Here is a 13011-nt window from a genome sequence, read left to right on the forward strand (position 1 = left end):
CTCGCAACCACCCCTACGCATGGGCAAAGGGCCCGGTACCGAGTAAGAACTCGACACCGGGCCCTTGCGTGCGGCCGGACCGCCGGAGGCCTACGCCTCGAACACCTCACGCACCAGCTGCTCCTGCTCCGCCTGGTGCCGCTTCGCGGAGCCCACCGCGGGGGACGAGGAGTGCGGACGCGAGATGCGCCGCAGCCGCTCGCCGTGCGGAACGTCCGCGCCGACCGCCAGGTCCAGGTGGTCGATCAGGTTGAGCGCGATGAACGGCCAGGCACCCTGGTTCGCCGGCTCCTCCTGCGCCCACAGGTACTTCTCGGCGTTCGGGTACTTCTTGATCTCCTCCTGCAGCTCGGCACCCGGCAGCGGGTACAGCCGCTCGAGGCGGATGATCGCCGTGTCCGTGGCCCCGCGCTTGACCCGCTCGGCCTCCAGGTCGTAGTAGACCTTGCCCGCGCAGAAGACGACCTTGCGGACCGCGGCCGGGTCGACCGTCGAGTCGCCGATGACGGGGCGGAACTGGCCCGAGGTGAACTCCTCCGTCTTCGACGCGGCGGCCTTGAGGCGCAGCATCGACTTCGGGGTGAAGACCACCAGCGGCTTGTGGTGCGGGTTGTGCACCTGCCACCGCAGGAGGTGGAAGTAGTTCGACGGGAGGGTCGGCATCGCGACCGTCATGTTGTTCTGGGCGCACAGCTGGAGGAACCGCTCGACACGGGCCGAGGAGTGGTCCGGGCCCTGGCCCTCGTAGCCGTGGGGGAGGAGCAGCGTGACGCCGGACATCTGGCCCCACTTCTGCTCCGCTGCCGAGATGTACTCGTCGACCACCGTCTGCGCGCCGTTGACGAAGTCACCGAACTGCGCCTCCCACATCACGAGCGCGTCGGGGCGGGCCAGCGAGTAGCCGTACTCGAAGCCCATGACCGCGTACTCGGACAGCAGGGAGTTGTAGACGTTGTAGCGCGCCTGGTCCTCGGCGAGGTACTGGAGCGGGGTGTACTCCTCGCCGGTCTCACGGTCGATGAGGACCGCGTGGCGCTGGCCGAAGGTGCCGCGCTGGGAGTCCTGGCCGGACAGGCGGACCGGGGTGCCCTCCAGCAGGAGGGAGCCGACCGCGAGGGTCTCGCCCATGCCCCAGTCGATCGTGCCGTCCTCGACCATCGTCGCCCGGCGCTGCAGCTGCGGCAGCAGACGCGGGTGTACGTGGAAGGAGTCGGGGATGTTGACCTGGGACTCGGCGATCCGCTTGACGACCTCCGAGGAGATCGCGGTCGGCACCGCGACCGGGAAGCCGTCCTGCGGCGCCTGGGTGTCCGCGGCGGCCGGCTGGGAGGTGGCCTCGCGGACCTCCGTGAAGACCTTCTCCAGCTGGCCCTGGTAGTCCTGCAGGGCCTGCTCGGCCTCTTCCAGGGTGATGTCGCCGCGACCGATCAGGGACTCGGTGTAGAGCTTGCGCACCGAGCGCTTCTTGTCGATCAGGTCGTACATCAGCGGCTGGGTGAAGGCCGGGTTGTCCGACTCGTTGTGACCGCGGCGGCGGTAGCAGATGAGGTCGATCACGACGTCCTTGTTGAACGCCTGGCGGAACTCGAACGCCAGTCGGGCAACGCGGACGACGGCCTCGGGGTCGTCGCCGTTCACGTGGAAGATCGGGGCCTCGATCATGCGGGCCACGTCCGTCGCGTACATGGAGGAACGCGAGGACTCGGGGGCCGCGGTGAAGCCGACCTGGTTGTTGATGACGATGTGGACCGTGCCGCCGGTGCGGTAGCCGCGCAGCTGCGACATGTTCAGGGTCTCGGCCACCACGCCCTGGCCCGCGAAGGCCGCGTCGCCGTGGATCGCCACCGGCAGGACCGTGAAGTCCGTGCCGCCCTTGTTGATGATGTCCTGCTTGGCGCGGGCGATGCCCTCGATGACCGGGTCGACGGTCTCCAGGTGGGACGGGTTCGCGGCCAGCGAGACGGTGATCTGCTCGCCGTCCAGGCCGGTGAAGGTGCCCTGGGCGCCCAGGTGGTACTTCACGTCGCCGGAGCCGTGCATCGACTTCGGGTCGAGGTTGCCCTCGAACTCGCGGAAGATCTGCGCGTACGACTTGCCGACGATGTTGGCCAGCACGTTCAGCCGGCCGCGGTGGGCCATGCCGATGACGACCTCGTCCAGGCGGGACTCGGCCGCGGAGTCGATGACCGCGTCCAGCAGCGGGATGACGGACTCGCCGCCCTCCAGCGAGAAGCGCTTCTGGCCGACGTACTTCGTCTGCAGGAACGTCTCGAAGGCTTCCGCCGCGTTCAGCCGGCGCAGGATGCGCAGCTGCTCCTCGCGCTCCGGCTTGGAGTGGCCGCGCTCGACGCGGTCCTGGATCCACTTGCGCTGCTTGGGGTCCTGGATGTGCATGAACTCGATGCCGGTGGTGCGGCAGTACGAGTCGCGCAGCACGCCGAGGATGTCGCGCAGCTTCATCATCGACTTGCCGGCGAAGCCGCCGACGGCGAACTCGCGCTCGAGGTCCCACAGGGTGAGGCCGTGCTCGACGATGTCCAGGTCGGGGTGCTTGCGCTGGCGGTACTCCAGCGGGTCGGTGTCGGCCATGACGTGGCCGCGGACCCGGTAGGAGTGGATCAGCTCGAAGACACGGGCGGCCTTCGTGACGTCGTCGTCGTGGCTGGCGTCGATGTCCTTGAGCCAGCGGACCGGCTCGTACGGAATCCGCAGGGCCTCGAAGATGTCGTCGTAGAAGCCGTTCTCGCCGAGCAGCAGGTTCGCGACCTGGCGGAGGAACTCGCCGGAGGCGGCGCCCTGGATCACCCGGTGGTCGTAGGTCGACGTGAGGGTCATGACCTTCGAGATGCCGAGCTTGTTCAGGGTGTCCTGGCTGGTGCCCTGGAACTCCGCCGGGTAGTCCATGGAGCCGACGCCCATGATCACCGACTGGCCGGGCATCAGCCGCGGCACGGAGTGGACGGTGCCGAGGCCGCCGGGGTTGGTCAGGGAGACCGTGACACCGGTGAAGTCGTCCATCGTCAGCTTGCCGTCACGGGCGCGGCGGACGATGTCCTCGTAGGCCTGCCAGAACTCGAAGAAGTTCAGCGTCTCGGCCTTCTTGATGGCGGCCACGACGAGCTGACGGTCGCCGTTGGGCTTCACCAGGTCGATGGCGAGGCCCAGGTTGACGTGCGCCGGCTTGATGAGGGTCGGCTTGCCGTCCTTCTCGCCGAACGCGTAGTTCATCGACGGCATGGCCTTGATGGCCTGCACCATCGCGTACCCGATCAGGTGCGTGAAGGAGATCTTCCCGCCGCGGGCGCGCTTGAGGTGGTTGTTGATGACGATGCGGTTGTCGAACAGCAGCTTCACCGGGACCGCGCGGACCGAGGTGGCGGTCGGCAGCTCCAGCGAGGCGTTCATGTTCTTCGCGACGGCGGCGGCCGGGCCGCGCAGCGTGACCAGCTCCGGGCCCTCGGGGGCCTCCGGGGCCTTGGCGGCGGGAGCGGCCTTGGCCTTCGGCTGAGCGGGCGCCTGTGCGGGCGTCGCCGGCTTGGCCGGGGCGGGGGTCGCGGCCTTCGCCACGGGAGCGGGGGCCGGGGTGGCCGGCTTCGGCGCCACGGGGGCCGGCGCGGGCGCGGCCGGGGCCGGCGCGCTCTGGGCCTGCGCAGTCGTGGTGGTCTCTGCGGCCCCCGCGGCCGCAGTACCCGCCGGAGCCGAGGCGGCAGGCGCCCCCGGCTTGTAGTCGGCGAAGAAGTCCCACCAGGCACGGTCTACCGAATTCGGGTCCTGGAGGTACTGCTGATAGATCTCGTCGACGAGCCACTCGTTCGGACCGAACGCGGCAGCGGGGTTCTTCCCGGCTTGGTCGTCGGTGGAGATGCTCGAGTTACTGGGGGACTGTGGCGACACGGCGGCAACCGCCCTCTTCCGCTTCACAAGGTGATGGACAGCGGGAATAAAGGCTACGCCTCCAGGGCGGGGAAGGTCAGGTCGAGCAAGGTCATCGTCGCGTAAGTCACATCGGAAATCTTGTTTCAGGGCTTGATATGGCGGGAAACAAGCGTGGTTCCGGAGGGGAGAGGGTGCGCGGGACGGGCCCGGCGCGCCTTCGTTCGACGGGTGGCCCGGGCCTGCCCCTGATCACACGTGTCCAGCTGCACGGCAACGGCGGCGACCGTCGTGGATCTTGTGCTTCCGGATCGGACTTTACGTCAACTTGGGGCGGAAGTCAGTCCCGGAAGAGTGACGATGATCCTGCAGCCGCGCTCGGATTCGGCCACACCGATCCGGCCGCCGTGCAGATCCACCGCCCAGCGGGCGATCGCCAGGCCGAGGCCCGTACCGCCGTCGCTGCCCGGGCCGTGCGGCCGGGTCACCGCGCCCCGGTTGAACCGCTCGAACACCTTGTGCCAATCCGAGCGGGGGATCCCGGGGCCCTCGTCCAGGACCTCCAGCTCCAGCGACTCCGGCTGCGGCCCGCGCCGCGCCCTCACCGTCACCCGGCCGTGCGGCGGGCTGTGCTTGACCGCGTTGTCGATCAGGTTGGCGACGACCTGGTGGATGCGCTCGGGATCCGCGTGCGCGGTCAGCTCCGGCGGGGAGACGTCCAGGTGCAGATGGACGTCGGTGCGGGTGTGGCTGCCGGAGCCGGAGGCGATGCCGGCACGCGCCGAGGCCACCATGTTGGCCTCCTTCAGCACGCCCGACAGGTACGGCCACACCTCGAAGCGGCGCATCTTCAGCGGGACGACGCCGTTGTCGAGCCGGGACAGGTCCAGCAGGGTCTCCACCAGCCGGCCCAGCCGCTCGGTCTGCTTCAGGGCCGTCCGCATGGTCTCGGGGTCGGCCTCGGTCACCCCGTCGACGATGTTCTCCAGCACGGCCCGCAGCCCGGCGATGGGGGTGCGCAGCTCGTGCGAGACGTTCGCGACCAGCTCTTTGCGCTGGCTGTCCTGGGCCTCCAGCTCGTCCGCCATGACGTTGATCGTCCCGGCCAGATCGCCCAGCTCGTCCCGGCGGCCCTCGCTCACCCGGCGGGTGTAGTCGCCCTCGGAGATCGACCGCGCCACCGTGTTCATCTCGTCCAGCGGCATGGTGAGCGAATGCGCCACGAACTGCGTGATCAGCAGTGTGGCGATCATCGAGAAGACCGTGATGAAACGCAGCTCGGTCTTGGTGTGCACCGCGACGATCGACAGTCCGGTGGTGATCAGCACCGATATGACGACGAGTGCGCCCAGCTTGGTCTTGATCGAGAACGGGCGTACGCCGCCCCAGGGATCCTCCCCGGGGCTCCTCCGTGCGGCCTGCCGCCCGTCGCCGCTCACGGTGTCGGCGTCTCCAGCGCGTATCCCACGCCGTGCACGGTCCGGATCCGCTCGGCACCGATCTTCCGGCGCAGTGCCTTGATGTGGCTGTCGACCGTACGGGTGCCGGAGGCGTCCGCCCAGTCCCACACCTCGGCCAGCAGCTGTTCCCGCGAGAGCACCGCGCGCGGGGTGTTCGCCAGGCACACCAGCAGGTCGAACTCGGTGGGCGTCAGGTGGACGTCCTCGGACTTCACCCGCACCCGGCGCTGCGCGTGGTCGATCTCCAGCTCGCCGAGGCGCAGGATCCCGCTGCGCGGCGTCGCGGCGGCCAGGGCCGCCCGCTCCACCCGCCGCAGCAGCACGTGCACCCGCGCGGCCAGCTCCCGCATCGAGAACGGCTTGGTCATGTAGTCGTCCGCACCGACCCCGAGACCGACCAGCATGTCCGTCTCGTCGTCCCGCGCGGTCAGCATCAGCACCGGCACCGGACGCTGCGCCTGCACCCGCCGGCAGACCTCGAGGCCGTCGAAGCCGGGCAGCATGATGTCGAGGATCAGCAGGTCGGGCTGCCAGGCCTCGGCCGTGTCGACGGCTGCCGGGCCGTCCGACGCGGTTTGCACGAGAAATCCCTCGGCGCGCAGCCGGGCCGCGATGGCGTCGACGATCGTGGGGTCGTCCTCGACGACCAGCACCCGGCGCTGTGCGCCCGGGGTGGTCGTCGCCGCGCCGCTCTGGGAGGTGTGTGTCTGCTCCATCGCCCGCCCCTGCTTGTTGCTTTCCGGAACCAGTGGGGTGATCCCATGTCTGCGCTTGACGCTTGAATGATCCGCGTCAGGGCAGCACATTACGGGGATCCACCGTGCTGTCGCTATCCAGGTCGGATGCCGAGGTGTACGGCGTCCGGAACGCCCCGGGCAACGGGGACCTCTTCGGTACGCACCTGCCGGAACCCGGCATTCCGCAAGCTTCCTTCAAATTCCGGAGAGGGCTCGGCGGACCATACGGCCAGCACTCCACCGGGTTTCAACGCCCTTGCGCAGGCGGCGAGTCCGGCCGGCGAGTAGAGGCTGTGATTGCCGTCCGTGACGGTCCAGCCGGGGCCGTTGTCGATGTCCAGGCAGAGTGCGTCGAACGTGTCCGATGTCTCATGGACGAACGCCACCAGATCCGCCTGCACGATCTCGGTGCGCGGATCGCCGAGCGCACCGGCGGAAACCTCCGCCAGCGGCCCGTCCCGGTGCCAGTCGACGACGGCGGACTCCCGCTCGACCACGGTGATCCGCCCCCACCCGGGATCCGCCGCCGCATGTGCGAGTGAGAATCCCACGCCCAGCCCGCCGATCAGTACGTGCGGCTTCGGCCGCCCGTCCAGCGCGCCGTACGCGGCGTCCACCAGCAGCCGCTCCGAGCGGCCGTCGGAGGTGTCCATCAGGAAACAGCCGTTGGCGATGATCTGCAGCAGCGCTCCGTGCCGGCGCAGTACCACCTCGCCGTACGGGCCGTCGCGCCGGTCGAGGACCACGGGAGAGTCGTACACGGCAGCAGTCATGCCCACCATCCTGCTTGAACGCGCCCCGTCCTTCACGGGAATTGCGGATGACACGCGCACGCTGTGGACAACGGGGCCGGCCCGGACGCATCTGCCACGTGAGAGGTTGCTGTGAATCCGCTCTCGCGTGGCGTCGGTCATAGACAGCGGCCCGCGCAACACGAAGGGTGGGGCGCGACGGAAGGAGCGCCACACCGTGGAACCGATCGCGACGGGCCCTGCGTCGGCCGCGTCCGCGCCCCTTCCGGGCGCTCCGCTCACCGACGGCGGTGGCGTCGTTTCGACACCCGCGCTCGCGGACCTGCTGGACGGCATGCCGCGCCAGCGGCACGCCACGGCTCCCGCCTGCGACCCCGCTCCCGCCGACCCGCCCCCGGCCCTGCGGGTCCCGCGGCTGTGGCGCCTGCTGCCCACACCCACCGGAACCCCGTTCACCTTCTCCTACGGCGTCGTCCTGGCCGTCACCTCGGTGATCGCGGCCCTGGCCGCCCCGGACCTGGTGCACTCCCTCTACCAGGACTCCAGTACGGACGTCGCCCATCTGGTGCGCACCCCCGTGCTGGTGCTGCTGGCGAGCGCCCTGTGGATCGCGGGCGGCGTCCTGTCGCCGTACGCGCTCGCGTTCGTGCTGGTGCTCACCGCCCTCGAACGGCGCATAGGCGGCGCGCGGGCGGCCTGCGTCTTCCTGGCCGGGCACGTCCTGGCCACCCTCGCGACCGAGATCCCGGTGGGCCTGGCCGTCCTGTTCGGTCACCTTCCCGTCACCTCGCTGCACCGGCTCGACTACGGCATCAGCTTCGGCGTCGCCGCCAGCACCGGCGCCCTGGCCGGTCTCCTGCGCCCCTGGTTGCGCTGGCCCGTCCTGGCCCTGGCGACCACCGCCCTCGTCAACGACCTGATCGCCTTCCAGGACCCGATGACGAACTGGGGCCATCTCATCGCCCTCGGGATCGGCATCAGCGGCTGGCCGCTCGTACGGCGCTGGCGCGTCCCGGTGGTTTCGCCGGTTTCCCCGTGACCACCCGCTCGACGGCGGCACCGCGCGGCGGCCCCAACTGATCGCTCACAGCGAACAGATGCGGGGAACACCAGCTACCCCCCGGCAGTTGAGTCGACATAGCTCAACTTGACTGCCGAAGGGGAGATCATGGCTACTGAGTCCACGGCGTTCACGCTCGTCCTGCCCGTGCTGCCGCTCGACGACGAGGTCGTGCTGCCCGGCATGGTGGTTCCGCTGGACCTGAGCGACGCCGAGGTGCGGGCCGCGGTGGAGGCCGCGCAGGCCGCCGCCCGGTCCACGCCCGGAAAGCCCAAGGTGCTGCTGGTGCCCCGCATCGACGGCACGTACGCGAAGACCGGTGTGCTGGGCACGGTCGAGCAGGTCGGCCGGCTGGCCGACGGTGACCCGGGGGCTCTGATCCGCGGCCGCAGCCGCGTGCGGATCGGCGCCGGCACCACCGGTCCCGGCGCGGCCCTGTGGGTCGAGGGCGCCCGCGTCGACGAGAGCGCCCCCGATCCGCTGCCGGGTCAGGTCGCCGACCTCGTCAAGGAGTACAAGGCGCTCGCCACCACCTGGCTGAAGAAGCGCGGCGCCTGGCAGGTCGTGGACCGCGTCCAGGCCATCGACGACGTCTCCGCGCTCGCCGACAACTCCGGCTACTCGCCGTTCCTCACCACCGACCAGAAGGTCGAACTGCTGGAGACCGCCGACCCGGTGGCCCGGCTGAAGCTCGCCACGCAGCAGCTCCGCGACCACCTCGCCGAGCAGGACGTGGCCGAGACCATCGCCAAGGACGTCCAGGAGGGCGTCGACAAGCAGCAGCGCGAGTTCCTGCTGCGCCGCCAGCTGGAGGCCGTCCGCAAGGAACTGCGCGAGCTGAACGGCGACAAGGACAGCGAGGAGTCCGACGACTACCGCGCCCGCGTCGAGGCCGCCGACCTGCCGGAGAAGGTCCGCGAAGCCGCGCTCAAGGAGGTCGACAAGCTCGAGCGGGCCAGCGACCAGTCGCCCGAGGGCTCCTGGATCCGGACCTGGCTGGACACGGTCCTCGAACTCCCGTGGAACTCCCGCACCGAGGACACGTACGACATCCAGGGCGCCAAGGCGATCCTGGACGCCGAGCACGCCGGTCTGCAGGACGTGAAGGAGCGCATCACCGAGTACCTCGCGGTACGCAAGCGGCGCGGTGAGCGCGGGCTCGGCGTGATCGGCGGCCGGCGCGGTGGTGCGGTCCTGGCGCTGGTCGGGCCCCCCGGCGTCGGAAAGACGAGCCTGGGGGAGAGCGTGGCCCACGCCATGGGCCGCTCGTTCGTCCGTGTGGCCCTCGGTGGCGTCCGCGACGAGGCCGAGATCCGCGGCCACCGCCGTACGTACGTCGGCGCGCTGCCCGGCCGGATCGTACGGGCGATCAAGGAGGCCGGGTCCATGAACCCGGTGGTCCTGCTGGACGAGATCGACAAGGTGGGCTCCGACTTCCGCGGCGACCCGGCCGCGGCCCTGCTCGAGGTCCTGGACCCGGCACAGAACCACACCTTCCGGGACCACTACCTGGAGGTCGAACTCGACCTGTCGGACGTGGTCTTCCTGGCCACCGCCAACGTCCTGGAAGCCATCCCGGAGGCCCTCGCCGACCGTATGGAAATCGTCCGCCTCGACGGCTACACCGAGGACGAGAAGGTCGTCATCGCCCGCGACCACCTGCTCCCGCGCCAGCTGGAGCGGGCGGGACTCGGCGGGGACGAGGTCGCCTTGGACGAGAGCGCCCTGCGCAAGCTGGCCGGCGAGTACACGCGCGAGGCGGGTGTGCGCACCCTGGAGCGCTCGATCGCACGCCTGCTCCGCAAGGTCGCGGCCCAGCACGAACTCGGCGAGCGACAGCTGCCGTTCACCGTCCGGGACGAGGACCTGCGGGGTCTGATCGGGCGCCCGCACCACGTGCCCGAGTCCGCCCAGGACCCGGCCGAGCGCCGTACGTCCGTCCCGGGTGTGGCGACCGGCCTCGCGGTCACCGGCGCCGGCGGTGACGTCCTCTTCGTGGAGGCGTCCCTCGCCGATCCGGAGACGGGCGCGGCGGGCCTGACCCTGACCGGTCAGCTCGGTGACGTGATGAAGGAGTCCGCGCAGATCGCGCTGAGCTTCCTGCGCAGCCACGGTGCCGAACTGGAGCTCCCGGTCGGCGACTTGAAGGACCGCGGCGTACACATCCACTTCCCGGCGGGCGCGGTCCCGAAGGACGGCCCGAGCGCCGGCATCACGATGACGACGGCGCTGGCGTCGCTGCTGAGCGGACGGCTGGTCCGCACGGACGTGGCGATGACGGGTGAGGTCTCACTGACGGGCCGTGTCCTGCCCATCGGCGGCGTGAAGCAGAAGCTGCTCGCCGCGCAGCGTGCCGGGGTGACCACCGTGATCATCCCCAAGCGCAACGAGCCCGACCTGGACGACGTCCCGGCCGAGGTGCTGGACAAGCTCGACGTCCACACCGTGACCGACGTCCGGCAGGTCCTGGAGCTGGCGCTCGCGCCCGCGACGAACGGGGCGGCGCCGGAGGTTCCCGTGGCGGCGTGACGGACGCCGCGGGACGAGCGAGGGCCCGGGTCCCGTGAGGGAGGCCCGGGCCTTCGCCGTACGCGTACACGGACGGGCCGGCTCACCGGGCGGCCCCGGCCACCGACTGCTCCGCCCAGACCGTCTTGCCGACCCGGTCGTGCCGGGTGCCCCAGCGGTCGGCCAGCTGGGCGACCAGCAGCAGGCCCCGGCCGCCCTCGTCGAAGATACGGGCGCGCCGCATGTGCGGGGTGGTGCCGCTGGAGTCGTACACCTCGCAGATCAGGGTCGAGTCCTGGTGGATCAGCCGGAGCCGGACGGGCGGGCGGCCGTACCGCATGGCGTTGGTGACCAGCTCGCTGACCATCAGCTCCGTGGAGAAGGCGACCTCGTCCAGGCCCCACGCGGCCAGCTGGTCACAGGCCAGGTGGCGGGCCCGCGAGACGTCCGTGGGGTCGTTCGCCAGCTGCCAGGCGGCGACCCGGTCCGCGCGCAGGACCCGGGTGCGGGCGACGAGCAGGGCGATGTCGTCGTCGGGGCGGTGGCTCAGCAGCTCGGTGAGCACGCGGTCGCAGACGGCGTCCAGCGTGGTCGCGGGCCGGCCGAGCGCGGCGAACATCTTGTCCAGTGCCTCGTCGATGTCGTGCTCGCGGGCCTCGAACAGCCCGTTGGTGTAGAGCGCGAGCAGACTGCCCTCGGGCAGTTCGGTCTCGATCGACTCGAAGGGCAGCCCGCCGAGCCCGAGCGGAGGCCCCGCGGGCACGTCGAGGAACCGCACGGCGCCGTCCGGCGTGACCACGGCGGGCGGTGGATGACCGGCCCGGGCCAGGGTGCACCGGCGCGAGACCGGGTCGTAGACGGCGTACAGACAGGTGGTGCCGATGCCGCCGGCGGTCTCGGCGGCCGGGTCCGCGCTGCCCTCGTCGGCGGCGAGCCGCAGGACCAGGTCGTCGAGGTGGGTGAGGAGCTCGTCGGCCGGCAGGTCCACGTCCGCCAGCGTGCGCACCGCCGTACGCAGCCGGCCCATGGTGGCCGAGGCACGGATGCCGTGGCCCACCACGTCGCCCACGACGAGCGCCACCCGCGCCCCGGACAGCGGAATCACGTCGAACCAGTCGCCGCCCACGCCGGCCCGGGTCGCGGTGGGCAGATAGCGGGTGGCGATCTCCAGGGCCGCCTGGGCGGGCAGCGTGTGCGGGAGCAGGCTCTGCTGGAGGGCCATGGTGGTGGTACGGGACCGCGAGCGGGCGAGGGTCTGCCGGATGCCGACGGCCGCCTTGGCCGTGAACTCCTGGGCCTGCCGCAGCTCCCGCGGGCCGAACGGCCCCCGGCCGGGGCGCCGGCCGAAGAGCGCCACCCCGAGCGCCCTGCCCTGGACGAGCAGCGGCACCGCCAGCAGCGAGCGCGCCCCGGACGCGCGCAGCCACGCGGCGCCCGGGTCCACCGCCGCCCACTCGGCGACGACCGGATCCGCCGTGTCGTACAGCAGCGGACGGCTCGCCGCGAGGCACTGGACCGGCGGGGAGTCCACCGGGCAGACGACCGCCTCGCCCGGGCCGGCGCCGTAGGCGGGTCCGTGATCGTCCGGGACGGCGCGCAGCGCGGCGCGGCGCAGCACCACAGGGCCGGGCTGCCCGGGCTCCTCGTCCGCGTCGCGGGGCGTGTCGAGCAGGTCGACCGCCATGACATCGGCGAGCCGGGGAACCGTGACCTCGCCGAGTTCCTGGGCGGCACGGGCCTGGTCCGCCGCCGGGCCGACGCGCGAACCGCTCTCGTCCGCCGGCCGGGGCGGGCCGGCGGCGTCCTGGCCGGGGGCCTGCGTGGACAGGCAGACGGCGCGCACCCGGCCGCCGGCGTCCTTCAGCGGGGTCAGCACGGCGGCAGCGCCGAGTTCCGGGCCGAGCCCGGCCCCGGTCTCCTGCGGCCGGCCGGACTCCAGCGCGCGCCGCATCGACCGGTCGGCCTCCTCGCTGGCGGCGCCCGGCGCGATGTGCGGCAGGCGCAGTCCGCGTATCGCGGCCTCGGGCAGGGCGAGGGCGTGTTCCATCCGGCGGTTGGCGCGCACGAGCCGCAGGTCGGCGTCGAAGATCGCCAGGGGGAAGGGGGACTGCAGGAACGTCCACTCCTCCAGCGGTTCGCCCCGGGGCGGTTGCGACCGGGCCGTCACGGCGCTCACCACGAGCCAGTCGGTGACCCCGCCCTTCGAGGTCCGGCGGTGGGCGAGCACGCCCAGCTCCAGCAGCCGGCCGTCGCGGTGGCGCAGCGGGACGGTGCCGTTCCAGCGCTCGCGTCCGGCCAGGATCCGGCGGGCCGCCGAGCCGTCGGCGGCGAGCAGCGCGGTGGCGGGCCGTCCGACGACGGCCGGGGGGTCGTAGCCGAGCAGCCGCCGTGCGCCTTCGCTCCAGCCCGTGAGGATGCCCTGCTCATCGATGGTGGCCGTGGCCGTGTACGTCGACTGTCGCTCCATCGCCGCTCATCTCGCCCTAGCTCGGCAGGCTCTTGCTGACCAGCATGATCCCGGGCGGCGGTGAGCACCAACGCGGCGGAAACGGCCCCTGCCGGGCGGGCAGGGGCCACCGAAGGAACATCAGCCGTCGGCCAGGGCTTGTACCCGGTCCAGG

General features: G+C 71.5%; 7 protein-coding genes. 2 read left to right on the forward strand and 5 right to left on the reverse strand.

Features of this window, described 5'->3' with window-relative positions; translation table 11 throughout:
* Window positions 1–90 precede the first annotated feature (90 nt).
* From ACWC94_RS11045 to ACWC94_RS11060, 4 genes are all read right to left on the reverse strand, one after another.
* On the reverse strand, window positions 91–3894 hold the full coding sequence (locus tag ACWC94_RS11045) for a multifunctional oxoglutarate decarboxylase/oxoglutarate dehydrogenase thiamine pyrophosphate-binding subunit/dihydrolipoyllysine-residue succinyltransferase subunit (RefSeq protein ID WP_450796211.1): 3804 nt from the start codon (window positions 3892–3894) through the stop codon (window positions 91–93).
* A 302-nt stretch (window positions 3895–4196) separates the two neighbouring features.
* On the reverse strand, window positions 4197–5312 hold the full coding sequence (locus ACWC94_RS11050; protein WP_450796212.1) for a HAMP domain-containing sensor histidine kinase: 1116 nt from the start codon (window positions 5310–5312) through the stop codon (window positions 4197–4199).
* A complete protein-coding gene (locus ACWC94_RS11055) occupies window positions 5309–6049 on the reverse strand; it encodes a response regulator transcription factor (protein WP_031163266.1) in 741 nt (246 codons plus the stop codon). The genes ACWC94_RS11050 and ACWC94_RS11055 overlap by 4 nt, the downstream gene beginning before the upstream one ends.
* A gap of 113 nt (window positions 6050–6162) precedes the next feature.
* Window positions 6163–6843: a spermine/spermidine synthase domain-containing protein gene (locus ACWC94_RS11060; protein WP_450796213.1), complete on the reverse strand. Its 681-nt coding sequence runs from the start codon at window positions 6841–6843 to the stop codon at window positions 6163–6165.
* Between the two features lie 196 nt (window positions 6844–7039).
* On the opposite strand from ACWC94_RS11060, the gene ACWC94_RS11065 reads away from it, so the two are divergent.
* Together ACWC94_RS11065 and lon are read left to right on the forward strand one after the other, a co-directional pair.
* Entirely contained in the window at window positions 7040–7861 is an 822-nt protein-coding gene (locus ACWC94_RS11065) for a rhomboid-like protein (protein ID WP_450796214.1), read from the forward strand.
* Window positions 7862–7990: 129 nt separating this feature from the next.
* The gene (lon, locus tag ACWC94_RS11070) at window positions 7991–10411 is read left to right on the forward strand and encodes an endopeptidase La (protein ID WP_450796215.1); all 2421 of its coding nucleotides are present in this window, start codon (window positions 7991–7993) and stop codon (window positions 10409–10411) included.
* An 82-nt stretch (window positions 10412–10493) separates the two neighbouring features.
* Here lon and ACWC94_RS11075 read toward each other — a convergent pair whose 3' ends face one another.
* The gene (locus ACWC94_RS11075) at window positions 10494–12857 is read right to left on the reverse strand and encodes a SpoIIE family protein phosphatase (protein ID WP_450796216.1); all 2364 of its coding nucleotides are present in this window, start codon (window positions 12855–12857) and stop codon (window positions 10494–10496) included.
* Window positions 12858–13011: the final 154 nt, after the last annotated feature.

It is taken from the genome of Streptomyces sp. NPDC001135 (assembly GCF_053598395.1).

What these genes read in the sequence shown, in the direction of transcription:
- ACWC94_RS11055 (WP_031163266.1), bottom strand. Translation starts at nt 6,049, where the DNA reads ATGGAGCAGACACACACCTCCCAGAGCGGCGCGGCGACGACCACCCCG.
- ACWC94_RS11060 (WP_450796213.1), bottom strand. Translation starts at nt 6,843, where the DNA reads ATGACTGCTGCCGTGTACGACTCTCCCGTGGTCCTCGACCGGCGCGAC.
- ACWC94_RS11075 (WP_450796216.1), bottom strand. Translation starts at nt 12,857, where the DNA reads ATGGAGCGACAGTCGACGTACACGGCCACGGCCACCATCGATGAGCAG.
- lon (WP_450796215.1), top strand. Translation starts at nt 7,991, where the DNA reads ATGGCTACTGAGTCCACGGCGTTCACGCTCGTCCTGCCCGTGCTGCCG.